At 41.9% G+C, this 24,664-nt stretch carries 27 protein-coding genes and 1 pseudogene; 24 read left to right on the forward strand and 4 right to left on the reverse strand.

All coding sequences use genetic code 11. The features are described 5' to 3' along the window. The first annotated feature begins 157 nt into the window (after positions 1 to 157). The 14 genes from mraY to NSS82_RS15365 all read left to right on the forward strand — a co-directional run bounded on the left by mraY (position 158) and on the right by NSS82_RS15365 (position 11,338). The gene (mraY, locus tag NSS82_RS15300; protein WP_076106509.1) at positions 158 to 1,111 is read left to right on the forward strand and encodes a phospho-N-acetylmuramoyl-pentapeptide-transferase; all 954 of its coding nucleotides are present in this window, start codon (positions 158 to 160) and stop codon (positions 1,109 to 1,111) included. 106 nt (positions 1,112 to 1,217) lie between these two features. Then, positions 1,218 to 1,529: an ArsR/SmtB family transcription factor gene (locus NSS82_RS15305; protein ID WP_051491476.1), complete on the forward strand. Its 312-nt coding sequence runs from the start codon at positions 1,218 to 1,220 to the stop codon at positions 1,527 to 1,529. 80 nt (positions 1,530 to 1,609) lie between these two features. Beyond that, positions 1,610 to 2,779: an MFS transporter gene (locus NSS82_RS15310; protein ID WP_036686708.1), complete on the forward strand. Its 1,170-nt coding sequence runs from the start codon at positions 1,610 to 1,612 to the stop codon at positions 2,777 to 2,779. Positions 2,780 to 2,931: 152 nt separating this feature from the next. Beyond that, positions 2,932 to 3,552 (forward strand): thermonuclease family protein, encoded by a 621-nt coding sequence (locus NSS82_RS15315; protein ID WP_076100928.1) that lies wholly within the window; start codon positions 2,932 to 2,934, stop codon positions 3,550 to 3,552. Positions 3,553 to 3,619: 67 nt separating this feature from the next. Next, positions 3,620 to 4,063 (forward strand): NUDIX hydrolase, encoded by a 444-nt coding sequence (locus NSS82_RS15320; protein ID WP_038574424.1) that lies wholly within the window; start codon positions 3,620 to 3,622, stop codon positions 4,061 to 4,063. Between the two features lie 103 nt (positions 4,064 to 4,166). After that, the gene (locus NSS82_RS15325) at positions 4,167 to 5,270 is read left to right on the forward strand and encodes a PRK06851 family protein (protein WP_076100927.1); all 1,104 of its coding nucleotides are present in this window, start codon (positions 4,167 to 4,169) and stop codon (positions 5,268 to 5,270) included. A gap of 148 nt (positions 5,271 to 5,418) precedes the next feature. After that, a complete protein-coding gene (locus NSS82_RS15330; protein ID WP_076100925.1) occupies positions 5,419 to 6,135 on the forward strand; it encodes an AzlC family ABC transporter permease in 717 nt (238 codons plus the stop codon). Next, positions 6,132 to 6,443, forward strand: a complete 312-nt coding sequence (locus NSS82_RS15335; RefSeq protein WP_076273406.1) for an AzlD domain-containing protein — start codon at positions 6,132 to 6,134, stop codon at positions 6,441 to 6,443. The genes NSS82_RS15330 and NSS82_RS15335 overlap by 4 nt, the downstream gene beginning before the upstream one ends. A gap of 31 nt (positions 6,444 to 6,474) precedes the next feature. Next, complete coding sequence (gene pdxR, locus NSS82_RS15340; protein ID WP_076273407.1) at positions 6,475 to 7,974, forward strand: MocR-like pyridoxine biosynthesis transcription factor PdxR; 1,500 nt, start codon at positions 6,475 to 6,477, stop codon at positions 7,972 to 7,974. Between the two features lie 36 nt (positions 7,975 to 8,010). Further along, positions 8,011 to 9,000: an ROK family protein gene (locus tag NSS82_RS15345; RefSeq protein WP_076273408.1), complete on the forward strand. Its 990-nt coding sequence runs from the start codon at positions 8,011 to 8,013 to the stop codon at positions 8,998 to 9,000. Positions 9,001 to 9,018: 18 nt separating this feature from the next. Continuing rightward, positions 9,019 to 9,351, forward strand: coding sequence for a PQ-loop domain-containing transporter (locus tag NSS82_RS15350; RefSeq protein ID WP_080742697.1), 333 nt, complete (start codon positions 9,019 to 9,021; stop codon positions 9,349 to 9,351). Positions 9,352 to 9,397: 46 nt separating this feature from the next. Further along, positions 9,398 to 10,273 carry a serine/threonine protein kinase gene (locus tag NSS82_RS15355; RefSeq protein WP_370511317.1) on the forward strand — a complete coding sequence of 292 codons (876 nt, stop codon included), beginning with the start codon at positions 9,398 to 9,400 and terminating at the stop codon, positions 10,271 to 10,273. Between the two features lie 47 nt (positions 10,274 to 10,320). Continuing rightward, entirely contained in the window at positions 10,321 to 10,740 is a 420-nt protein-coding gene (locus NSS82_RS15360; RefSeq protein WP_178944270.1) for an NUDIX hydrolase, read from the forward strand. A 64-nt stretch (positions 10,741 to 10,804) separates the two neighbouring features. Beyond that, the gene (locus NSS82_RS15365) at positions 10,805 to 11,338 is read left to right on the forward strand and encodes a hypothetical protein (RefSeq protein WP_076273410.1); all 534 of its coding nucleotides are present in this window, start codon (positions 10,805 to 10,807) and stop codon (positions 11,336 to 11,338) included. An 11-nt stretch (positions 11,339 to 11,349) separates the two neighbouring features. Here the strand turns inward: NSS82_RS15365 and NSS82_RS15370 are convergent, their stop codons facing one another. Next, the gene (locus NSS82_RS15370; protein ID WP_076273411.1) at positions 11,350 to 11,784 is read right to left on the reverse strand and encodes a DUF4395 domain-containing protein; all 435 of its coding nucleotides are present in this window, start codon (positions 11,782 to 11,784) and stop codon (positions 11,350 to 11,352) included. Between the two features lie 96 nt (positions 11,785 to 11,880). On the opposite strand from NSS82_RS15370, the gene NSS82_RS15375 reads away from it, so the two are divergent. The 3 genes from NSS82_RS15375 to NSS82_RS15385 all read left to right on the forward strand — a co-directional run bounded on the left by NSS82_RS15375 (position 11,881) and on the right by NSS82_RS15385 (position 15,024). After that, positions 11,881 to 12,252, forward strand: a complete 372-nt coding sequence (locus NSS82_RS15375) for a hypothetical protein (RefSeq protein ID WP_178944271.1) — start codon at positions 11,881 to 11,883, stop codon at positions 12,250 to 12,252. Between the two features lie 697 nt (positions 12,253 to 12,949). Continuing rightward, complete coding sequence (locus NSS82_RS15380) at positions 12,950 to 13,519, forward strand: TetR/AcrR family transcriptional regulator (protein WP_036684998.1); 570 nt, start codon at positions 12,950 to 12,952, stop codon at positions 13,517 to 13,519. 50 nt (positions 13,520 to 13,569) lie between these two features. After that, on the forward strand, positions 13,570 to 15,024 hold the full coding sequence (locus NSS82_RS15385; RefSeq protein WP_036685000.1) for a DHA2 family efflux MFS transporter permease subunit: 1,455 nt from the start codon (positions 13,570 to 13,572) through the stop codon (positions 15,022 to 15,024). Positions 15,025 to 15,143: 119 nt separating this feature from the next. Here the strand turns inward: NSS82_RS15385 and NSS82_RS15390 are convergent, their stop codons facing one another. After that, entirely contained in the window at positions 15,144 to 15,437 is a 294-nt protein-coding gene (locus tag NSS82_RS15390; protein WP_076274006.1) for a hypothetical protein, read from the reverse strand. Positions 15,438 to 15,714: 277 nt separating this feature from the next. Then, positions 15,715 to 16,338, reverse strand: a complete 624-nt coding sequence (locus tag NSS82_RS15395; RefSeq protein WP_340960288.1) for a hypothetical protein — start codon at positions 16,336 to 16,338, stop codon at positions 15,715 to 15,717. Positions 16,339 to 16,477: 139 nt separating this feature from the next. Between NSS82_RS15395 and NSS82_RS15400 the strand changes: the two genes are divergently transcribed. From NSS82_RS15400 to NSS82_RS15425, 6 genes and pseudogenes are all read left to right on the forward strand, one after another. Further along, positions 16,478 to 16,810: a PadR family transcriptional regulator gene (locus tag NSS82_RS15400; RefSeq protein ID WP_076099345.1), complete on the forward strand. Its 333-nt coding sequence runs from the start codon at positions 16,478 to 16,480 to the stop codon at positions 16,808 to 16,810. After that, positions 16,807 to 18,132 (forward strand): FtsW/RodA/SpoVE family cell cycle protein, encoded by a 1,326-nt coding sequence (locus tag NSS82_RS15405; protein WP_076222663.1) that lies wholly within the window; start codon positions 16,807 to 16,809, stop codon positions 18,130 to 18,132. The genes NSS82_RS15400 and NSS82_RS15405 overlap by 4 nt, the downstream gene beginning before the upstream one ends. 59 nt (positions 18,133 to 18,191) lie before the next feature. Beyond that, positions 18,192 to 19,103 carry a hypothetical protein gene (locus NSS82_RS15410; RefSeq protein ID WP_076222661.1) on the forward strand — a complete coding sequence of 304 codons (912 nt, stop codon included), beginning with the start codon at positions 18,192 to 18,194 and terminating at the stop codon, positions 19,101 to 19,103. Positions 19,104 to 19,117: 14 nt separating this feature from the next. Further along, entirely contained in the window at positions 19,118 to 19,882 is a 765-nt protein-coding gene (locus NSS82_RS15415) for a M15 family metallopeptidase (protein WP_218641939.1), read from the forward strand. Between the two features lie 132 nt (positions 19,883 to 20,014). After that, a complete protein-coding gene (locus tag NSS82_RS15420; RefSeq protein WP_076099343.1) occupies positions 20,015 to 20,755 on the forward strand; it encodes a copper amine oxidase N-terminal domain-containing protein in 741 nt (246 codons plus the stop codon). 259 nt (positions 20,756 to 21,014) lie between these two features. Beyond that, positions 21,015 to 22,502, forward strand: a pseudogene (locus tag NSS82_RS15425) (DHA2 family efflux MFS transporter permease subunit). 62 nt (positions 22,503 to 22,564) lie between these two features. Here NSS82_RS15425 and NSS82_RS15430 read toward each other — a convergent pair. Continuing rightward, positions 22,565 to 23,458 (reverse strand): DMT family transporter, encoded by an 894-nt coding sequence (locus NSS82_RS15430; RefSeq protein ID WP_076272473.1) that lies wholly within the window; start codon positions 23,456 to 23,458, stop codon positions 22,565 to 22,567. A 128-nt stretch (positions 23,459 to 23,586) separates the two neighbouring features. On the opposite strand from NSS82_RS15430, the gene NSS82_RS15435 reads away from it, so the two are divergent. Then, positions 23,587 to 24,462 (forward strand): LysR family transcriptional regulator, encoded by an 876-nt coding sequence (locus NSS82_RS15435; RefSeq protein ID WP_038570683.1) that lies wholly within the window; start codon positions 23,587 to 23,589, stop codon positions 24,460 to 24,462. Positions 24,463 to 24,664: the final 202 nt, after the last annotated feature.

Here is a 24,664-nt window from a genome sequence, read left to right on the forward strand (position 1 = left end):
TCTCAGCTGTTACACAGCAGAAAACAGGAAATAAAAATAGAATAATTTCTCTTTATCAACAGATGAAAAGAGTACATAATTACAGACGACCTCATTAACTCTAGAAATATTTTGTGAGTATTATAAATGATCTTTTCCAAAGAGGGGAGTTCGTTGTATGTATGGAATTCTGGCTGTTTCCGGCCTGTCTTTTCTTCTGGTGGCGGTATTTACACCTCTATTAATCTGGACGCTGCATAGACTGAGGTTAACGCAGCCGATTCGTGCCGAGCTTCCAGCAGATCATCAGGCCAAACGGGGTACACCACTAATGGCAGGGTTGATCCTGCTTATCGGGATAGCGATTTCGCTGCAGTTTCAACCCGGGCCTCTAATGTTACTCTTATGCGTTACGTTTTTGTTGTTTAGTTCAGTCGGATTTTTGGATGATTTCAAAAAGGCTTTTTGGCAAAATCCATCCGGCATCAGCGGCCGCTCAAAACTAGTGCTTCAATTTCTTTTTACTGGAATTATATTATATGTGTTGTTCCATTCGTTCGGCCTGACGAGTGATATCGAGTTATTTAAAGGGCAAAATCTGCATTTGCCTGTGTACCTTTATGTGGCCATCATTTTGCTGTTTGTGGTCGGCTCCGCGAATGCCATCAATTTTACAGATGGTCTCGATGGGCTACTGATCAATGTTGCCATACCGTCGTATTTTTTCTTTTTTATGATTTCGGACAAACCTGAAGTGCAGACATTTTCACTTGTTATGATCGGTTGTCTGCTAGGGCTTTTGCTTTACAATATTTATCCAGCAAGAGCGTTTATGGGCGATACTGGATCACTGGCGATCGGGGGCTCCCTTTCCGTTCTGGCTGTCATTGAGAAGGTTGAGCTTTTACTTCCAATTTTGTTTTTCGTTTATTTTGCGGAGCAGTTGTCGGTCATTTTACAAGTTTGGTACTACAAACGGACGAAGCTGCGGCTATTCCGGATGGCTCCGATTCATTACCACTTCAGCTTAAAATACGGATGGAGTGAGAACAAAATCGTGATGATTTTCGGTTTCATTTCGTGGGTATCCGTACTGCTTTGCTGGTTGATTTGGAAATATTTAATTCACTAAACGAACAATTCGATACGAAACATGAATCTACATAGTGTTATTGCAACAACGAGACATCGGCATCTTTTGTATTTACAAATCTATAAAAATAGATATAATGGAACACATGGAACCTTTAATGATATTCAAAGCGTTGTCTAACGAGACTCGTAGTCAAATTATGATGTGGCTAAAAACTCCCGAGGAGTTTTTTGATGAAAAGCCTTATTTACAACAAGGCCTAAATTTTCAAATCGGGATTTGCGTGGGCGATATTCAAGCTAAAGCGGGGCTTGCACAGTCGGTTATTTCGAGCTATCTATTGACCATGCAAAAAGCTGGTTTGCTGGAATCTGAGCGAATTGGGAAGTGGACGTATTATCGTCGAAACGAAAAGATAATTCAAGAATTTTCCGATTATATTAAAGAGAAACTATAGGAGAGAGGAGGAAGGGCTTTTTTTGATAATACATATCTACAAATCTAAATATGTAAATATAAATGGAGGATTATTTTAAAATGAAAAAGGTTAACCCTTTACTTATTATTATTTTGGCTTTAGGCGTATTTGGCATTATTACAACGGAAATGGGGATTATAGGTGTTCTGCCACAGGTAACTCAAAAATTTAATATATCAACTTCTCAGTCTGGATGGCTTGTAAGTATATTTGCTTTAGTTGTTGCTATTTCAGGTCCATTTCTGACCTTATTGGCTTCTGGAATTAATCGTAAAGTAATTCTATTAACTGCCGTACTTATTTTTGCAATTTCAAATATTGTTTATGCGTATACGACCATGTTTGAAGTAATGCTGATTTTTCGTATTATCCCTGCTATTTTTCATCCCGTATTTTTTTCAGTTGCACTTGTTACCGCTGCCCAACTTGTCCCTCCGGAAAAGAGCACCAAAGCAGTTACAAAGGTTTTCGCCGGAATAACGGTCGGGTTTGCTTTTGGTGTGCCTTTGACTTCTTATCTCGCGGACAAAATTTCTTTAGAAGTCGCTTTTCTCTTTGGAGCTGTCGTAAGTATAATTGCCTTTTTAGGAATACTAGCTTGGCTTCCTTCCATGCCAGTTAAAGAAAAAATGTCATATGGTAAACAACTTGGTATTTTACGCAAACCCCTATTGTGGTTAAATATTGTGGCAGTTATTTTTATCTTTGCAGCTATGTTTTCTGTGTACAGTTACTTTGCTGAATATCTTGGGCAGGTAACACATATGAACGGGTCATGGATTAGTATCATGTTGATGGCCTTTGGGATAATCATGATTTTTGGGAATTTTTTATTTGGAAGCCTTTTGCATAAAGGCATTACAAAGACCGTTATCATGTTTCCATTGTTATATGCGGTAACTTACTTATTCGTATATTATCTAGGTTCTTATTTCCTTCCGATGGTTGTTATCATAATCATTTGGGGGGCAGTGCATTCCGGCGGACTGATTGTCAGTCAAGCATGGTTAACGACCGAAGCGAAAGAAGCTCCCGAATTCGGTAACAGCTTGTTTATCTCATTTTCTAACCTTGGAATTACTATAGGGACTGCTATCGGTGGTTGGTTTATTTCTCATGCAGGAATACATCAACTCATCTGGATCGGAATTATGTTTTCCCTGCTTGCTTTCTTATCGATCATAATCAAAATAAAGATTTCCAAATTAAACGTGGTGGAAGTAGAGTAAAGGCGAAACAGCGATAACCAAGTATCTTTTTTCTGGTACATGGCTGTCGCTGTTTTCTATGATTAGTATTACAGTCTTGTGTTTTTAAGTGTTTTAATTTATTTTTATTAGACCCCATGAAATTACATACGTGTATAAGAAAGAGGTTATCAATGAATAAGATTTATCTATTAAAAAGCTTTCTAGCTATCACACTCTTACTTGGAACAACAACTGCCTGCAACTTAGCCGAGCAGATTACTTTAGAACCAGTTCCAACGATTACGGCCGATTCCAGTTCTGGATTAGATTCTACGCCAGACAATACAACAGAGGACAACAAACGTTTAATAGATGCAAAGGTAACACGAGTAGTCGATGGTGACACCATGAAGCTGACTATAGGCGGCAAAAAGGAAACCATTCGTTTATTGCTGGTCGATACTCCAGAGTCAGTGAATCCGAATATCCCCGAACCACAGCCATTTTCGCTAGAAGCTTCTGATTTCGCCAAAAAGATGCTTACGGATAAAGATGTACAAATTGAACTAGATGTATCGGAGCGGGACAAATATGGCCGCCTACTTTGTTACCTCTATATAGATGGGAAAATGTTCAATGAGATTCTGCTAGAGCAGGGTTATGCACGTGTAGCCTATGTATTTGCACCTAACACAAAATATGTTGATCAATTTAGAGCGATTCAGGATAAGGCGCGAGAGCGGGGAATAGGTATTTGGAGCATTGAAAATTACGCGCAAGACAAAGGTTTTCATGTGCAGAAAAAGAAATGAACTTCTATTAACGTAGGGTATTTGAGCCTATTAGAAGACAGGGGATAGTTTATTGAGCGATTATATTATGGAGTTAAGAAAGCTGGTAGGTACCAGACCGCTTATAATGGCAGGAGCCTGTGTTTTATTGTGCAGCAATCATCAATTATTATTGCAACGTAGAACGGACAACGGGTGCTGGGGTTTGCCAGGTGGTTCAATGGAGCTTGGGGAGACTTTAGAAGAGGTCGCTAAGAGGGAGCTTTTTGAGGAAACAGGCTTAACAGCCAAAGTTCTTGATTTGTTCGACATGTTCTCTGGAAAAGATCTTTATTATAAATACCCGCACGGTGATGAAGTATATAATGTTGTGGCTGCGTATCTATGCACGGACTTTGATGGGGCGCTAAAAGTAGATGGAATTGAGGTGCAAGAATTGCGTTTTTTTAGTTATGAAGAATTGCCAAGCGAGCTGTCTCCTCCAGATGTTCCCGTCATTAAGAGGTTTATGGATCGTTTTGTTTGTAACTGAACCGGCTAACGAAACCACATCTCACTCAAAGCGTCACCTTTCCCTGGGTACATTAATAAGATGAACAATGAAACATGACATCAGCCCGGAAAGGTGTGCGATTATGGACGGAACAATCCTGAATTTCTTTGCTGGCGGCAACACAGCTCACGGCTTCTCTAACCTCTATGAGTCGTCATTGCAAGATTTAACGCGTTTGTTTGTTTTAAAAGGAGGCCCCGGTACGGGGAAAACTAGAATCATTCGAGAAATCGGAGATCTTCTGGCTCAACAAGGTTATGAGATCTGGTTAATTCACGCAGCGTCAGATAATGATTCACTCGACGGAGTGGTTATTCCTGAATTAAAAGTAGGAATTATAGATGGTACGGCTCCACGGGTCATTAAGCCAGAATTGCCTGAAGAGGCCATCGTACATGTGAATTTGGAGCAGGCCGTCGATACGCTCCAGTTAAGCCAGCGTTGTGTTGAGATCGACAGCTTAGTTGATCAGTACACGGAAGAGCATGAACTCGCTTATTCAGGCTTTGCTGAAGCACTCCGCATTCATGACGAGTGGGAAGCGATTTATATTGCGACAATGAATTTCCAAGCCGCTGATGAGCTGACTCAGGAGTATATTCAACTTCTGTATGGTGATCAGAACTTCGAAAAAGTAAGCCGGGTGGATCACCGTTTTTTAGGTGCAGCTACGCCTAAGGGTGCAGTGGATTTTGTACCTAATTTAACCGCAGGACTAAAAAGATATCTTGTAAAAGGTCGCGCGGGATCCGGTAAATCTACACTTTTAAAAAAATTGGCAGCTGAAGGAATAAAACGTGGTGTCAATGTTGAGATTTACCACTGTGGTTTCGATCCGAACAGTCTTGATATGATTATCGTACGCGAGCTTGGGTTTGCTATTTTTGACAGCACAGCTCCGCATGAGTATTTCCCTGACCGTGCCACCGACGAGATTGTTGATATGTATTCACGGTGCATACAGTCAGGTACGGATGAAGCTTTTGCCGAAGCCATCGCAGGTATTAAAGAGCGATATTCCAGCACCATGAAACGATCCATTCAACATCTGACAGATGCCAAAGTATTTTTGGATGAGTTAAAGACAATCTATGCCGCCGCTACAGATTTTGACCATGTAGATCAGATTAAATCCCAAATTCAACAAGAAATCAGCGGGATTGTGGAAAGTCCTCAGGAGGTTTAACCTTCATTAAAGATCGCTCTCTTAGCGGGCGGTCTTTTTTCTATGTCAAGAAATTGGTATGGTACATACGCACCCATGCGGTTATTTCCACAAGAATTGTATCCAAGTATGCTCTCTCTAGGGACAACGATAAGGGAGAGAGAAACTTATGAGTGATCAGAAAGTGATGTTTAGAACGGGTCTTAAGGATTCTGTAGCTATTGTTGCAGGATTTATTCCTGCTTGTTTTACGTTTGGATTGGTCGGTAAGGGATTAGGCCTGGGGAGTCTGGAAGTGTTCTTATTGTCAGCGCTCGTATTTGCGGGAGCCAGCCAATTTATTGGCGTGAAAATGCTTGCCGCTGGTGCCGCCGCTCCAATGATCCTGCTGCTTACGTTGATCATTAATTTAAGATATTTGTTTATCAGCCTATCTTTTGGGGGTCAGCTTGACCGTACAATCAATCCTCTGGCCAAAGTCTGGATTGGGTTCAGTTTAACAGAAGAAGTGTACGCTGTTAGTATGATCCCCCGCAATCATTCAAAAGAAAATATAACTCTTCCATATTTGCTGGGTCTACAAATTCCTCCGTATATAGCAAATTTGCTGGCAACAGCTGCAGGAATATCGCTGGCATCCTACATTCCGGCTATATACTTACCTGCTTTGAACACCTCATTATATGCCTTACTGATAGCACTAATAGTGCCACAACTAAAGGGAAGCATTCGGAATTTGGCCATATGTTTAGCAGCGGCGGGTTCTTCATGGCTTCTACATCCCGTACTTGGAAACTCCTCGATACTTGCAGCTATGTTAATTGGTATGGCAGTAGGCTCCTTATTTCCAGAGCAAGCTGAAGTAGAAAAGGAGGTATCCGTATGACTATTCTGATCATTATCGGGATGGCAATCCTTACATTTTCATTTCGTTTTGTACCTTTGCTGCTGACAAAGCATACGAATGGCTCTTCCAAAGTCCAAGCTTTTTTGGAATATTTGCCTATCGCGGTTCTTAGTGCTTTAACGGTTCCTGGGATATTTCAGGTGGACGCAGATGACAATCTTGTAGGTATCGCTTCGGGTATAGTCGCTGTTATACTGGTATTAATTAGGAAAATCCCGCTGTTACTCGTGATCTTAGGTGCTGTTTCTGCAGCAATAATTGTAAAAATCCTTACTATGAACCATTAAGAAAACCCGGATTAGAAGGGTAGGAAATCTTATGAAGCATGAATTGCTGATTACTCTCGATAAACAAAGACCCATTCCATTAAGCCATCAAATTTATGAGCAGGTTCGTAATGCTATCCATTCAGGAGCTTTAAGTGGGGGGGATTCACTACCTCCATCAAGGACTTTGGCTAATCAACTGGAAGTATCCAGAAGTGTAATTCTTCAATCCTACGAGCTACTTCAAGCAGAGGGTTATCTGGAGATGAGAAAAGGGGCAGGAACCTATATAGCGGGGCTGCCGGTGGAGGAGAAGAACCTCCAGGATTCTGAGAACCCTTACAATTTTATAACGAAAGGTCCTGATTTCCTTACACTCAATCCTTCTTCTATTATAGAAAACGACTTGAACACAGTATTATGTAATTTTCGGCACGGTGTACCTGCATGGGACGCATTTCCAATGGATCAGTGGCAAAAAGCATTAATGAATGCCTGTCGTCGTGCATCTCCTGATACTTTGGGTTACGGCCCGGTCGAGGGCTCTTTGGGACTACGCCAAGAGATTGCACGTTTATTACGGTCCACACGTTCGATGCCCGTGGTTCCGGAGCAAATTGTGATTACATCCGGGGCAACGCAGGTATTGGATATATTATCGAGAATTTTTGTTTCAAAAGGTGATCATGTTGTTGTTGAAGATCCATCACATAACGTTGTGCGGGAGATTTTTTCGTTCGCTGGAGCGGTGGTTACACCCATCAGAGTTGACCTAGAGGGTATCTCCGTAGATGAGCTCCAAGCAAGCTGTGATCACATCAAAGAAGGTCCTCATAAAAAACCAAAACTAGCTTATGTCACTCCTTCGCATCAGTTTCCTTTCGGGGTGACCCTGTCGATGAAACGAAGAGTGCAGTTACTGGAATGGGCCAAAGCCAATCAAGCTTTTATTATTGAAGATGATTATGATAGTGAATACAGGTACGAGGGTCCGAAGCTATCATCACTTGCTGGACTAGATGTTGACGGTAGAGTAATTTATGTAGGCAGTTTTAGTAAAGTGTTATTTCCTTCTCTGCGCATAGGTTATGTAGTATTGCCTCCGACTCTGATTCAACCTTTTTTGGCGGTCAAATGGATAACAGATCGTATGTCTTCTGCTCTGGATCAGGAAGCGTTGGCGGAATTTATTCAGAATGGACATTATGCAAGGCATGTTACGCAGATGGGGAAACTTTATGCTGCCCGCAGGGCTTGTCTAGTAAAAAGTTTGGATGCTGAATTTGGCAGTCGTGTCCGCTATTATGGGGAAGAGGCGGGTCTTCATTTATTAATTGAGCTGGAATCTGGTGCCGATGAGCATCGTATAGCTGAATTGGCGTTACGATATGGAGTTCGGGTCTATCCTGCGTCTTCTTATTTTGTGGGCAGTAAACCTCAAGGTCCTGTCTTTCTACTTGGTTATTCTAATCTCACCGAGAATCAGATTAAGATGGGTGTGAACCGCTTGATGTTAGCTGAAACGGAAGCGGCAGTTAGTACTAGAACTTAATCGAAAGCGATAGAATATCTAATTCTGGAGGTTTTTATGAAACGGTATATGATAGGGATTGATCTTGGCGGAACCAATATTAAAGCAGGGATTTACGATACTGATTTTATAGCTGTTAAAGAAAGATCTATACCAACAGAGGCTGCTAAGGGCCCAGCCCATGTGTTGGGACGGATTAGAGAAGCCGTACGTTTAATCACGGATGAAGCGAATATTCCATTAGATTTGGTAGAAGGAATGGGAATCGGAGTGCCAGGATTACTTGATCCGGTAGCGGGAATTTCTTTTTTTTCACCGAATTTTCCGGATTGGGAGCATGTGCATGTTGTAGATGAGATGAAAAAATTCTATGACTTTCCTACTTTTATTGATAATGATGTTAGGGTTAATCTTTATGGTGAATGGCAACAAGGTGCAGGAAGAGGGTATAACAATCTGGTTCTGATTACATTGGGAACGGGATTAGGGTCAGGTATCGTGAATGACGGAAAAGTGATCTACGGTACGTCTTATAGCGCTGGTGAAATTGGGCATATGAATATGTACAGGAACGGACGTCCCTGCAAATGTGGAAGCTCCGGTTGTTTGGGGCGATATGTGTCCGCTATTGGCATGGTGAATACTTTTAAAGAGAAGCTGAAAGAAGGTCGAACAAGTATTATTCAGACTTGGACTAAGGATCAAGATGAGCAAATTACCGCGTTAATGATATCTGAGGCTTACGAACTTGGAGACGCTCTCTCTGTGGAAGTAATGCAGGAGACTGGAGCTATACTTGGATTTGGATTAGCGAATGTTGTGAATATCCTCAACCCGGATCTTATTATTGTAGGTGGGGGAATGGCAGCGGCGGGAGATAAATTGCTCCAACCCGTAAGAGAGACTGTGCATCAGCATGCGTTGAAGCTATCAAGCAGGAAGTGTGAAATTGTTCAAGCAGAGCTTGGGAGTCGGGCAGGAACTATAGGTGCGGCCTCTTATGCGTATAGTAAGCTGCAAGATGCAGGGAAATTAAACTTTGCTTAGTGTTATTTGTTTTTTTACATGAAATGGAACCAGATCGAGCCGCCCGGAATACAACTGTATAAAATCCGTGGAGGTGCTCTTATGTTTGCAATCATGCAATTAATAGGTGGAGTGATTCTTTCTTTGGGATGGATCCCGCAGATTGTTCAAATCCTCAAATCAAAATCCGTAGCCGATTTAAATCTAAAATCGTATTTACTTATGCTGCTCGGGATTAGTCTAATGGAAGCTTATGCGATCAGTTTGGCGGTTACGGGGGTTGGATTAGCTTTTTTGATTACGAATACGATGTCTTTATGTGTTGTATTGCTGGTTATTATTCTAGTGATTAAATATCGAACAAGACAATGAATGAAGCTTATAAATTTAATCTAGATAGTGAATGCAGGAGGTTAATTTGCGCGAAAAAAATTATACATATGAAATCGATGCGGTAACTTTTCAATTGCAGGAAGCCTGTGATTTTGTTTGGTTAACTAAGCTGGGAAAAGTGTTTAAAGTGTTCGATCAGCAAGACTCCGGAAATCTTTCTTTTGGTGTGGAGCAGGATGGAAAGAAGTTTTTTGTGAAATTTGCTGGAGCGAGACCTTTGACTTATGCCGGCAATCCTCAGGATGCTGTTAACCGTTTAATTGAAGCTATTCCGTTATATAACGAACTTAGATCTGATGCACTGATCACGCTACTGTCGCATTATGAGGTTGAGTCAGGGTATGTAGCAGTCTTTGATTGGTTTGCAGGTGAATGTTTACATTCGCATTGGCTATTTGCGGGAGAAGCGAAGCTGAGTCATCCGGAGTCGCCTTTTTTTCGTTATAAGCAATTATCCGTTGAAAAACGTCTGTCTTCATTAGATGTAATCTTTTCGTTTCATGAACATGTTGAGTGTCGAGGGTATGCAGCTGTGGATTTTTATGACGGAAGTATTTTATATGATTTTGTAAACGATGAAACTAAAATTTGTGATATTGATTATTATAGACTAAAGCCTACTGTAAATGATCTGGGAGAGAACTTCTGGGGTTCATCCAGATTCAAGTCACCGGAAGAGTTTAGCTTGGATGCGCCGATTGATGAAGTTACGAATGTATTTAATATGGGCGCCACAGCATTTGTTTTATTAGGAGGAGCATCCGATCGATCGTTTGTAAAATGGGAATCCAGTCAAGCCCTCTACGAGGTAGCTTTACGGGCCGTCAGTGCGGTGAGGGAGCAGCGGTATCGGAATGTAGCAGAATTTAAATTGGCTTGGGATGCGGCAAGGACTGTTTGAGGCTGGTGGGAAGGCGAGGGATATAAATGCAGGTAAACTTTTTTGAGTTGGATAAGGAAGAAGAAGTTGAGCTGAAGTACGTTGTTATTATGGTTAAACATGGTGAAGAATGGATCTTAGCGAGACATCAGGACCGTTCGACGTGGGAGTTTGCCGGAGGGCATATAGAGGTTGGCGAAATCCCGGAGCAGGCTGCTGCCAGAGAATTATATGAAGAAACGGGTGCGGAACAATTCTCACTTTTTCCAATAGCTATTTATAGGGTCACTAGTATCGACGCTCCAGAAAATTATGGTAAGTTATATTTTGCAAATGTGGAACAGTTCTCAGAACTTCCTCCTTATGAGATGGCAGAAATCAGAAGATTTACTGAGATACCAAAAGAGCTGACGTATCCCTTGATTTACCCAGCTTTGATATCAAAAGTTCAGGATTTCATTAACCATTCATCTTCAGCTGAAAGATAAGAATGATAGCCCTGCTGTTGTCACATGATATGATTAATAAATAGAACAAGCAGGAGGGATTTCATTGAAAAGAGACATTCAGCATGTACCCTATGGCTATGAGCCACCAGTTGAGCAACGTAAAGGGACTTTAGTGTTTTACGATTCTTTTGAACATATAACAGATCAAGAGCTTGAAGTGGCGGCAAAAACTGCAGCAGACCGGCGTTTCACTAAACTGGTGTTATATCCACTTCATGAGGAAACGGTGCGACGGATGACCAAAGAGCCGGTGAGCGCTTATTATAAGCGAGAGGACCGGCTGCATGAATGGAAAAGAGAGCAAGGACGTAGCTTTATCACGGTAGAGAGTTTGGAAGGGAAGCGAAAAAAGTATACTCCGCTTGATTCTGTGCTGCGGCATCTTTTGGAGATCTATCCTTCGCCGATTTTTCTGTATTTAACGCCTGAGGTGGCGAATCAGTTTGCGTCTTATTCTTCTTTTGAAGAGTGGATTGTAAAGATTCGGTTATTGTTGCCAGCTGCACCTTCATCACTGCATCCACGGTTACTAAAATTTCGCCATCGCTGGGATGTTGTTGGAGAAGAGAGAGATTAAGATTAACAAATTTAATTTGTGCTGCTTTGTTTACGTCTGTAATTGTACATTCTCCATTGATAATGGATAAAACATCCGATACAAAAACCTAGGATTGCCACAGTGGCGGCCACCGCTACGAGCGCTGTGAAAATGTAAGCTGCGATCGTCCAGCCAACGATGAAGCTGATCAGACCCCCTGCGAGGCAGAAGACAGCTATGCTTTGATTAAACTGTTGTTGTGACCAGTCTTCGAGTACATAGTGGGAACGCTCTTTTGTCAGAAACCTGGCAGCCAGCTTAATGATGGGATTATAACCGAACAAAAGACCGAGCAATCCGGCAAACAAGGGCAGCGCTAGTATCCAGTGTTGTCCTGTTAGCCATGTTAATATTACAGAAATGACGATAAACGCCTGATTAGTTTTTACTAATGGCCGGGCGATTCCTTTGGGCACATTTTGCATTTTATTCACACCTTTCTCATTGGAATAATTATAGTATACGCTGGGATTGGGGGAATGGGAAGTAGATAATTTCGTGCGAGAGTGGATTAGTGAGGGATGGAGAAGGTATGGAGATGGCTGGAAGCGGATGGGGAAGATGGGGCGGATGGAGGTAGGTGGAGCAGATGGAGCGAATGGGGGCAGATGGAGCAGATGGAGCAGATGGAGCAGATGGAGCAGATGGAGCAGATGGAGCAGATGGAGCAGATGGGCTGGATGGAGGCAGTTGGTAATTTATTGAGAAAATACAGATGGACATTAATAGCATCCCACCCACCTAGCATGTTACGTCCTCATCTCCTCTCGACAGCACATTGGGCCTTCTCTCCTTTACCGCATCTGGTTCACTCCATTTCCTTCAGTCCAACTGATCCACTCTATCTCCTTCACTCCATCGGACTCCAGAGTCCTTATTTGCTCGAAAAGTAACCTTTTGAAAGATTAACGGACCCCAATGCAGCTATGAGCACAAAAAGGGATGAAAACAGCCCGGTTTGAGTGGAATAGCGACGGTGAGGTCCGAAAATGTGTCCAAAAGCCTGATTTAGCGCAAATAGCTGCATCTGAGTCCGATAGAAATGTTAGCTTGAGAGCAAAGTGTAGTACATGGAAAACAAAAGTGTGGGAGTAAGTGCGAAGCAAGGGAGTACACGGACAAATGCATGCGCGGAAATAGTGTGGGACAAGTGTAAGAACTAACGAAGCTAATAGCTCGATGGGAAGTAAATGTGATGTAGAAGGATGCTCGAAGTTAGGAGCGATCGGACCCCAGAGTTCTTATTTGATCGAAAAGTAACCTTTTGAAAGATTAACGGACCCCAATGCAGCTATGAGCACAAAAAGGGATGAAAACAGCCCGGTTTGAGCGGAATAGCGTCGCTCAGGTCCGGAAATGTGTCCAAAAGCCCGTTTTAGCACAAATAGCTGCATCTGAGTCCAATAGGGAGGATGGAGCTAAACCAACCCAACCCAACCCAACCCAACCCAACCCAACCCAACCCAACCCAACCTCCACGATCTTCCACCAAAATTACTTTGAATTTAAGTAATTTATGTGTTGACATATCTCTTTAAAATATGGTTTTATTATGTAGACCAATTGTTATAATGCAAAGGAAGTGTCAGCTTGTCGAACAAGCCGAATACGCGTGAGGCGATTTTGGACACAGCTTCGAAATTGTTTTTTTCTCAGGGATATCATGCAACAGGACTGAATCAGATTATTAAAGACAGCGACTCGCCGAAGGGATCTCTTTATTACTACTTTCCCCACGGCAAAGAAGAACTGGCTTTAACATGTATTAACCGGACTAGTGAAGTTGTCGCTCAGAAGCTTAGACATCATATGGAGAACAGCAAGAGTGCGTCTGAGGCAATGGAGGATTTCATTCTAGGAATGGCTAAAGATGCAGTGGAATCCTCATACGAGGGGATAGTTCCGTTTAGTTTTTGGTTGGCGGCGGAAACATCCTGTATTAGTGAAGAGCTGCGGACAGCATGTAAATCTGTGTTTATGGACTTGCAGGATGTGATCAAGAAACGTCTTTTGTATGAAGGCGTAGAGAACAAGCCCGCGGCCGATAAGGCTTCAGTGGTAATCTCTTTATTTGAAGGGGCGCTTCTCCAGACGCTGACTTTTCGGGATGAACAACCGCTTCTCGCGGCGGCAAAGATTATCCCAGCAATACTTGGTTAGATACAGACAAATAGACAAGATTATCAGGAGGATTAAGGGTGGAAGCAACTATGCAAGGGAATCAACAAAAAGAGGTCAAGAAGTTTAAGACTATTCCGATTCTTGTCTCTTTATTACTAGCAGGTTTTATCGGAATGTTCAGTGAAACGGCATTAAATGTTGCTTTAAGCGATCTAATGAATGTCCTACAAATTACCCCAGCAACAGCACAATGGTTGACAACAGCTTATCTGCTTACACTGGGTATATTAGTACCAATTTCGGGGATGCTGCTTCAATGGTTCTCGACGAGACAGCTGTTTATAGCGGCTTTATGTTTTTCAATTCTAGGAACATTCCTAGCAGCAGTCTCACCTAACTTTGAGTTCTTACTTACAGCAAGAGTGGTTCAAGCTATGGGAACAGCGCTTCTGTTGCCACTGATGTTTAATACAATCCTTATCATCATTGCTCCTGAAAAACGGGGGGCTGCAATGGGGATGATCGGACTGGTTATCATGGTTGCTCCGGCGATTGGACCTACCATTGCTGGACTTCTTATTGAAAGCCTCAGCTGGCACTGGATTTTCTGGTTGTCATTGCCATTCTTGGTGATTGCATTGATATTCGGGATTCTGTTCATGCAGAATGTAACAAAGGTGACGAAACCAAAAATTGATATCCTCTCCATTGTGTTATCTTCACTCGGGTTTGGCGGTATCGTGTTTGGTTTCAGCAGCGCGGGTGAAGAAGCGGGCTGGGGAAGTCCGAAAGTGATCATTGCGATCATCGTAGGTGTAGTAGCATTGTTATTGTTTGGACTTCGTCAAATGAAGATGAAGGAGCCAATGATTAATCTGCGTGCTTTTAAATATCCAATGTTCGCTATTGGTGTAGCTATGGTATTTATCTGTATGATGGTTATTCTGTCCTCTATGCTGATTCTTCCGATGTACCTTCAACAAGGACAAGGTTATACAGCTTTCAAAGCGGGTCTGTTGCTGCTTCCAGGCGGAATTATAAACGGATTGATGTCCCCAATTATGGGTCGTATGTTTGATAAATACGGTCCGAAATGGCTCGTTATTCCAGGTCTGATTATTGCAGCGGTAGCCTTGTGGTTCTTCTCCAGTATTAGTGTAGCTTCTACGGTTGTGTTCGTAATCGTACTTCACAGTACGCTTATGATTGGTATTTCGATGGTATTTATGCCGGCACAAACAAATGGTATTAACCAGTTACCACTAGAGCTATATCCAGATGGTACAGCTATCATGAATACACTGCAGCAGGTTGCTGGTGCAATTGGTACTGCATTAGCAGTCAGCATTATGTCCGCGGGTTCAAAAAGCTATATGAAAACTGTAGAGAACCCAGCAGATCCAGCTAATATGTTACCTGCGTTTACGAACGGTGTACAAAATGCTTTTATTTTCGGAATGAGTATGGCGATTGTAGGACTAATTCTTGCTTTCTTCATAAAAAGAGTAGTTGTTAATCATAAAATGAATACTCCAATGCATTAATAATTAGAGGAATTCGATTAAAAGGAGTGCTAACTGGCAACAGTTCTAGCACTCCTTTTTTGTCGTCAATCATTGTGTCCATTCCATCATATATACTCGTTTTAATTTCACGTTAAGGATCACGATACAGTAGCTATCATCATCTTTTTCTTATAGTAATATAATCCACTTTCTTCGAGTTCTATAAGGTTCGCCCAAAATAATTTTTCGTATTTGGCTTTTTCATTTGGATAAATGGCCATCACGGAATCTTTGAAGCTTGATATTCTCTCTTTTAAGGGGTCAATGGATTCAACATTGAGGGGATGCCAAAATGCTGCGTCTTTGATTTCTATGAATTGCTTTTCGTTGTAATTTAATACGTAATAGCTTTCGCCATCCCCATGGAAACTGGGTGGACTTTCAAATATCACTTTTGACTCTGTAGGTTTAGAGATCGCTATTCCCCAATTTATCTTCTACGCCTCATAATAGGTCAAAGAACTGTTATGGAGCATATATCCAACGAAAATAACTATGAAAAGAACGAAAAACTCCAGATGGCTATTATTGTTTTTTGCATGGTAGATCTCCTCAAAATGTCGCTTGTATTACCATTATTATACATGTAAGAGTGGGGAATAGGGAGGGAGTAAGGGGGGGGGGGATAAGAGGAACTTTACATACATAGATTTACGATGTATAGTTGTCCTAGGTATAAAAGGATAAATAATATTCATGTATACAGATATTAGTCATTGGACGAAGAAGCAAATCAACGGTATAAATCCCGTAGAATGAGCCGAATCCGGACGGAGGAAGCAAATCAACGGTATAAATCCCGTAGAATGAGCCGAATCCGGACCGAGGAAGCAAATCAACGGTATAAATCCCGTAGAATGAGCCGAATCCGGACCGAGGAGGCAAATCAACGGTATAAATCCCGTAGAATGAGCCGAATCCGGACCGAGGAAGCAAATCAACGGTATAAATCCCGTAGAATGAGCCCACGCCGGCCCGGGGGTGCAAATCAACGGTATAAATCCCGTAGATTAAGCCCACGCCGGCCCGGGGGTGCAAATCAACGGTATAAATCCCGTAGAATGAGCCGAATCCGGTCCGAGGAGGCAAATCAACGGTATAAATCCCGTAGATTAAGCCCACGCCGGCCCGGGGGTGCAAATCAACGGTATAAATCCCGTAGAATGAGCCGAATCCGGACCGAGGAAGCAAATCAACGGTATAAATCCCGTAGATTAAGCCCACGCCGGCCCAGGGGTGCAAATCAACGGTATAAATCCCGTAGAATGAGCCGAATCCGGACCAAGGAAGCAAATCAACGGTATAAATCCCGTAGAATGAGCCGAATCCGGTCCAAGGATGCAGATCAACTACTATGATGAGTGAAATTTGTTTAGTGGATCAGATACATCCACGCCAATTGTAAAGTTTAGAATTTAGGAGGTGTTAGCCGTTGAAAGTAAGTAAAGAGATGCTGAAGGGCAGTACGGGTACTTTGATTCTGACTCTTTTACTGGAGAAGCCATTATATGGTTATGAGTTGATCAAAGCGCTGGAGCTGAGATCTCAGGGTGTTTTTTCATTAAAAGAAGGAACCTTGTATCCGATTCTGCATGCGATGGAAAGTGAGCGCTGGGTAGAGGCTTACTGGATGGAGGTAGAGGGACGGAAGCGTAAGTACTATAGAATTCTGGAGGAAGGTAAAGAGAAACTCAAGGAGAAAAAAGCAGAATGGGTTATGTTTAAAGGTGCAGTTGACTCCGTTCTGGGAGAGGGTGGTGTATGATGAAAGAGAGGCAGCAGCAATTTTTGGATGTAGTGTGTGCAGAGATTAAAGCGAAAAAAACTCACCCAGAGATACGTCAAGAATTAGCTAGTCATCTAGAAGATTTAATTTGTGAAAAAGAAGCCGACGGTGTATCACGGGAAGAAGCCATTGCTTGGGCGATCGAACAAATGGGGAGCCCGCAAACGTTAGGGAAGGAACTTCATCTAATACATAAACCACATGTACCTTGGGGATTGTTTGGAGTTGTAGCTTTGTTATCCGCGATCAGTCTGATCGGAATGAGTTCTGTGGATGTAGGCTACAGTGATATCGTTAAGGGTTCTTTTTTGGATAATGCGTTTAGACGCCAAGCGATAAATATACTCATTGGAATTGTATTGATGTTTGGATTGTATTTTATCGATTTCAGAAAGCTGAAAAGTTTCTCGTGGGTATTATACGGAACATCAATAGCCGGAATTCTGTCGAGTATATTCTGGGGGATAACAATAAATGGAGTGAATTATGGTCCTAGGATTTTTTTGATCTTACCTGATATGACATCCTATCGTCCTTATGTATTGATAGTCGCGTTAGCAGGGATTTTAGTGAATCGCAAGGAATCGGCTAAAAAGAAAACTTGGCGGAGTGGTTTGTTCAACATAAGCATTCTGTTAGCACCTGCCTTGCTTCTTATCTCTTTAAACTCTCTTCCAGAGCTTGTGGTGTATCTAATTTCTTCATTAGTATTATATGTATGGATTACTCGCGATTGGATTAAGAGTGTAGTATTATTAGGATTCTTTGTAATAGTTGGACTAATGTTCATCTTCAATAGCGACTACCTGATGGTCAGAATCATTAGTGCTATAAATCCCTCTTTAGATCCAGACGGTTATGGATATATATACCAAGTAATGCGTGAAGTTATTAGTTCAGCGGGTTGGTGGGGGCACGGATTCGGAGCAGTAGAACAAAAGCTGCCGTATGTCTACTCAGATATGTTGCCTGTCTATCTTATTCATTGTTTTGGTTGGGCGGGGGCACTGCTTTTGCTGGCAGTTATCTCCTGGTTCTTCATCAAGCTTCTATCTACGATACGAGCGATTCGTGAGACCTATGGACAAGCTCTAGTGTTGGGTTTGGCATTTTTGCTAGCGATAAGACTAACCTATGGTCTTGCTATTTTGAGCGGTGGAATGATGCTGACTTCTATCCCGTTCCCTTTCCTGAGCTATGGGAGTCATGTGTGGTTTGAATATGCGGCTATTGGACTTCTGATGGGTATTTATCGTAGGAAGGACATTGGAGGCGTCCAGAATAATACTGTACTAAGTTAGATTCAGGATCCTCTCGTATGTCTAATTATTAAGTATGAATACTTAAGGGAGGTCTTTTAATGGGATGGAAAAAAACAGGCTTGTTAAGTGTTGCCTTTGCCCTAGGCTCTATGGGAGGGTTTGGGAGTATACATACAACAGATACTGTAGCTGCCGCAACTGTGAAAGAATCTGCAAAAGTCTATAATCAATTCCAGCAATATGTACAGAAGCCGGCATCTCTGGCTAACGCACGGAATTATTTGATTAACCATATCAAAGAAGTGGATACCTGGACAGCAACTCAGATGACACTCCAGCTCGAAAATGCACAGAAGGCATATTTACCTGTGTACTCTGAGAAGGTTTTTCCGGAGAATGTTCAGAAAGAGATAAATAATGCTTTATCCAAAAGCAAAAATCTAACCTACAGCACACTCCTTAATTCGATCAAAGATGCCAATGTACGCAATATGTTAATTGAAGGACGGGATAAGGGATATAAGCTGCAGACTAGTGAGGGCATGTACTATCCAGTGATGCATTATGAGGGCTTCAAAAGCTTTAAGCCGTATGTCACGAAGGACATCGCAGCTTACATTGACATCATGGCCACTGAATCGAATCAACCAAGTGTATTTGATGCAGCTATTGTGATTAGTTGGACAGAGTTAACGAACAGGGCGCTAGCACTGGAGGATTTTGTGACGAAATATCCAGCTTCCAATCGGTCAACCGTTCTTCAAAAAGAGCTGCTTAATGCAACTTCACGCTTATTATATGGGTCAAGCAACACACCAGCTTATGACTATGATGAGCAAATAATCAAACCTGAAGTGAAAAAGGCGTATGAGAATGCATTAAAAGGAAACAAAGGCGACACCAGAATCCTAATGATTTTAGAAAAATTACTGCAGTTACTTGATTCCACGAATAATAAACTCACACCTGAAGTGGAAAAATTTCTGAATCAAACGGTTAATTCGAAATGAAGAGGCGGGATCTATTGAGAACCGGATTTAGAGGAACAAAAATCATAGTTTTCGCATTTGTGCTGTTGTTATGGACAAACACTATTGTTATGGGCAGCGCAGATGCAGCTTACGTTGGATCATCTACAGACAATGTACTGCAGCAAATGCAGCTGGAGAAGAAACACCGTCTGCCGCAAGGATTTGTCTATTTGGATGAAGTGATTCCTACTGCCCATTTTGAAATTCGTTATTACGGAGACAATAATTTTGTAGGGGAGCGGATTGATGGATATAAAGCGCCTTTAGCGATCTTTTCACAGACTGCAGCTACAGCCTTGAAGGCAGTAAGTGAGGATTTAGCCAAAAAAGGATATATCCTAAAAATCTATGATGCTTATCGTCCGCAGACCGCGGTGAATCATTTTGTAAGATGGTCACAGAATTCCGCGGATACTAAGATGAAGCAGCAATATTACCCGCTACTGGATAAACGTAATTTATTCAAACTCGGATTTATAGCGAAAAAATCAGGACATTCCCGTGGCAGTACCATCGATTTAACGATCGTCAATAAAGAGACCGGTGTAGATGTAGATATGGGCAGCCCGTTTGATTTTTTCGGAGATATCTCTTTTTATGATACATCGTTAATCACCAAGACTCAGAAAGCAAATCGTGCAATTCTCAAAGAGGTTATGGTGAAGCAAGGCTTTAAACCTTATAGTAAGGAATGGTGGCATTTTACGCTGATAAAAGAACCTTTTCCTAAGCAGTATTTTGACTTCAAAGTGGAATAGTTATTTAAAAGAAGCGGCCCAACATAATGTTGAACGGCTTCTTTTTTTTGCTTGTCTTGATTATCATTAGGATTAGCACATGCTGGAAACGCACATAATACTTGTAATAGATAAAAGGGAGGTTTCGAACGGATGATCAAAATGGCAGCGGTTGTTGTGTTAGGTGTTCTATTTTTAACTAATGGATTTGGTGGATTTGCCGCTCCAACAGTATGGGCAGACTCCGGCCAGGTTAGCGTAATTTTGAATGGTAAAGTACTGGATACTGATCCCCATTCAGCCTTCAACAAGGGTTCCACAGTCATGATTCCGCTCAGAGAGGCTTCTAATGCATTGAAATATAAAACAACATATCAAAAAAGTTCAGAAACTATAACACTAACAAGGATAAATGAAATAATTAAATGGAAGCTTAACGAACATTTGGTTAGCATCAATGATACACAAGAGTTGTTTTTTAAAGATGATATCGAATTCAGAGAGGATCATATCTACGTTCCAATCTCTTTTTTTAAGACTATTGGTTTAGTAACCATATATGATGGTGATTCCAATCAAGTTGAAGTGTATACCCCTGAAGTGACAGCGAGCGTTATAGCGGGGTTACTGGTCGGCGGTAAATATAATGAATTATCGGAGCGATATCATTATGATGTGGTCGTAAATAAGCAGAGCTTAAATGGATTACTGGAAGACTGGAAGCAAATTACGGTAAAAGCCGGGAATTATCATGGGATTAAATCTACAAAAAGTAGCTATAACGAGGATCAATTTTCTATTCGCTGTGTATTGGATTTTGCAGAGACAGAGATTCCACTTGAAATTATATTGAACACATCGGGCAAAATTATAGAATTAAGAGAGACGCTCTAATCGGAAAATGATTCCATGATGACTATGCACATTTCCCAAGCGAGAAGATTTAAGGGGATTATGCATAGTCTTTTTGCTGTTCTAATATACATTTCAAGATAATTTCTGAAGGGTATCGTAAACTCGATGTGTTTTTAATGGGAAAAATGGTTTTATTTGTTGACTTCGAGATTCATCGAATGTAAATTAAAATTTGAAATAATCAATAAAGCATTTAATTAAATTAGAGAAATGAGTGGAGTACTGGATGACAAAAACTATGACTGGAATGAGTACTGCAGAAGATCAACCCTTTTCGTTAAAAGCAATCATCCCCCCGCTTCTTGCTATTATTGTCGGTATGATTATGGTTATTCTGGATGGTACTGTTGTGAATGTGGCCGTTCCCAAGCTGGTTAATTATTTTGCTTCCGATCTCAAAACGATTCAGTGGGCGATTACGGGTTATACTTTAGCTTTAGCGGCTGTAATCCCACTCGCGGGCTGGATGACCGATCGTTTTGGATCGAAACAAGTTTTTCTGGCAACTCTTACGATGTTTATTCTTGGCTCTATGTTATGTTCGGTTGCACAAAGCTCATCTCAGCTCATTATTTTTCGAGTCATTCAAGGTCTTGGCGGGGGGATGGTTGCTCCCATTGGGATGGCGATGGTTTTTTAATTAGCTCCAGTAGAACGTCGAGGTTCTATTATGGGGATGCTTGGTATTCCAATGCTCTTAGCTCCGGCACTCGGTCCAGTCTTATCCGGTTGGCTGGTGGAGTACGTAAGCTGGCACTGGATCTTTCTGATTAATGTACCTATTGGAATCGTTGGCATTATTCTTGGTGTTAAATATTTGCCGAAGTCTGAAAAAAAGAGCAAAGGCAAACTCGATATCCTAGGCATTATCCTTGCCCCAATTGCCTTCTCTATGTTGGCTTATGGGGTGAATGAAGGCGGTGGAACAAGCTGGTCGTCTACTCCCGCTATCGTTGGCTTATCTGTTGGAGGGGTTGCATTGATCCTTCTTGTCATTGTGGAGCTGCTTCACAAAAATCCGCTTTTACAACTGCGAGTTTTCCGTTCGTCGGATTTCACTAGGGGTATTATTTTAACTTGGGTTATGCAAGCTGCTTTGTTTGGGTCCATGTTATTTGTGCCCCTTTACCTGCAGCAGATTCGAAGCTATACCCCGCTGGAAACCGGTCTGATTCTACTTCCGCAGGCTTTAGCTTCAGCAATCGGAATGCCGATTGGCGGTAGGTTGTTTGATAAGATCGGGGCTCGTCCGCTGGCGTTTGTTGGACTTAGTATCATTACGGTCACCTTGTTCCTGTTATCCGGAATTAGTGTTACAACAAATTTATCGTTAATTATGACATACCTGGGTTTCTTAGGTTTTGGTATGGGTCTAACGATGATGCCTTTGAATACTCATGTCTTGAATGCTGCTCCACGTGAATGGGTGGGAAGTGTAACTTCACTTACTGCTGCTGCTCAACAAGTCGTTGTTTCATTTGCTATAGCTGGAATGACAGGTTACCTGACTAGTCAGATCGCTGTTCATATGGGAGCACTGAAAGCGGGAAGTAATCCTTTGACAGCCGCAGTTAGTGGTTTTGATGATGTGTTCTTCCTGTCTGGCTGCATAGGTGTGGTAGGTGTATTAATGAGTATTATTTTGCGCAAGCCTAAGCTTTCCGCTGGCGATCCTTCCTCTGGAGAGGGACAGAAGGCAGATGCGGCGATGATGATGGGGCATTAATTGAACCAATAAACATAGAAAAGGCGTCGTTCAGCTTGTATAGTTGAACGACGCCTTTATTGTTATAAATGCTCTGGTTTCTTCTGAGCCCACGATGCGGGGAGTGTTGCTTTACCAAGCAATTCAGAAGCCACGATTCCGAGCAGAACAAGCGCTGCGCCAGCATAACCCTGCATCGATAACTTCTCAGCAGCGAACCAATAACCAAACATCGCAGCGAAGACCGGCTCAAGGGAGAAGATTAGTCCGGTGCGGGTCGGTGAAGTATATTTTTGAGCAATAGGTTGCAGGATGAAGCCACAGGCACTGCATAAGATACCAAGCGCAAGAATTGCAGTCCAACCTGGCAAAGTAGACGGTAGCGCAGGTGTCTCGAAGAGTGCGGACAACACTAAGGCCAACCCTCCAGCAAATCCTAACTGCAAGATTCCGATATTCAGGGAATCACATTCTTTTACCGCCTTGCCTGTAAATAAGATCTGTACCGCATAGAACACTGCCGAAAGGATACACAGGAAATCACCCGGCTGAATAGTTAAGGTTGCATTTAAGGTAAGGAGTCCAATCCCGGCTATGGCGAGGATGGAGCCGAACACTTGTGGAGGTGCAACTCTTTTTTTGAAAATAACTCGATCCAAGATCGGTACAAAAATAACCGTCAACGCAACTAGAAATCCTGCGTTTGAGGTGGTGGTTGTTTGAAGTCCGAAGGTTATACATGTGAATACGCCGAGCAGGAGGAATCCGAGTAGGGCGCCATATTTTAAAGTTCTCATGTCTACTCGTCTTAATCGTTTGTGGAATATCATAGCGGCTAATATAAAAGCAAGTCCGAAGCGCAGTGCAATCAGATTGAATTCGCCTAACGTACCTAACCCCATTTTCATAAATATGTAGGAGGAGCCCCAAAATAATGTTACAACTAACAGCAGCAGCTCAGCTTTGAGCGGTTTCATCTCTTCATCCATCCTTCTTCATTTTCAACTCAATATAGTATAATACGGCTCTATACATAAGGTAACTGAATGTTTATCATAGAATACATGAGTAAAACTTATGCAATTTATAAGGGTGGGAACAGAGGTTGAGCATTAATAAATATGAGATTTTTCTGAAAGTTGTGGAGCTAGGCAGCTTAACAAAAGCAGCAGATGTACTGGGTTTTACGCAATCCGGAATTAGTCACACCATTAGCAGCTTGGAGATGGAGTTTGGGTTCGCGTTATTAATTAGAAATAGATCCGGTGTGAAATTGACGGTAAACGGAGAACAAGTTCTGCAGCCTATCCGTGAAATCTTGAAGTGGAACGAGAAATTGAAGCAGGAGGTAGCGGACATCCACGGGCTAGAGATTGGCACGATTACCATCGGTACGTTCACCAGTGTGTCTGTGCATTGGCTGCCAGGGATGATTAAGCAATTTCGCAGTGAATACCCTTATATAGAAATCAAGCTGATGGAAGGCGGTTATTTGGAGGTTGAGCAATGGATAGAGGCTGGAGTCGTAGACTGCGGTTTTATTTCACTGCCTACACGTGAGAAGTTTGATGTAATTCCTTTAAAAAAAGACCGGATGTTAGGGATTGTATCTAAAGAGAATCCGCTAAGCACGGAGCCCTTTCTTTCCTTATCGCAAATTGCTAAGGAGGATTTCATTATCCCGAAAGCAGGTTCGGATTATGATGTTAGACGTGTGCTGGATAAGGCGGGGATTAAACCAAATGTTAAATTCTCTGCGGGTGATGACTATGCCATTATGTCTATGGTGGAGAAGGGGCTTGGGATTAGTATTTTGCCAGAGCTTGTCTTAACCCGGCAAAATTATAATGTAGCCATGTTAGAATTAGAGGAACGAAGTTTCAGATCGTTAGGAATTGCTGTCCACTCTATGAAATACGCTTCTCCCGTCACCAAAAAATTTCTAAAGCATGTGCAAGTGTGGCTGAAAGATAACGCCTAAATAAACACGTCAAAAAATAAGAAACTGATACCTCTTCAACGTTAGGGGAATCAGTTTTTTTTAGATACTTAGTTGTTTTTTAGAAAAAGGGTAATACATACGGGCCTCTGTAATCGATTTTAAGGGGTTTTCGTTAAATATATGTATATCTCCATTATTGTGTAGTTATAACGGCAATGTGATGGATTCTAGGGATGTTAAA

It is taken from the genome of Paenibacillus sp. FSL H7-0735 (assembly GCF_038008505.1).
Lineage (GTDB): Bacteria > Bacillota > Bacilli > Paenibacillales > Paenibacillaceae > Paenibacillus_AQ > Paenibacillus_AQ odorifer.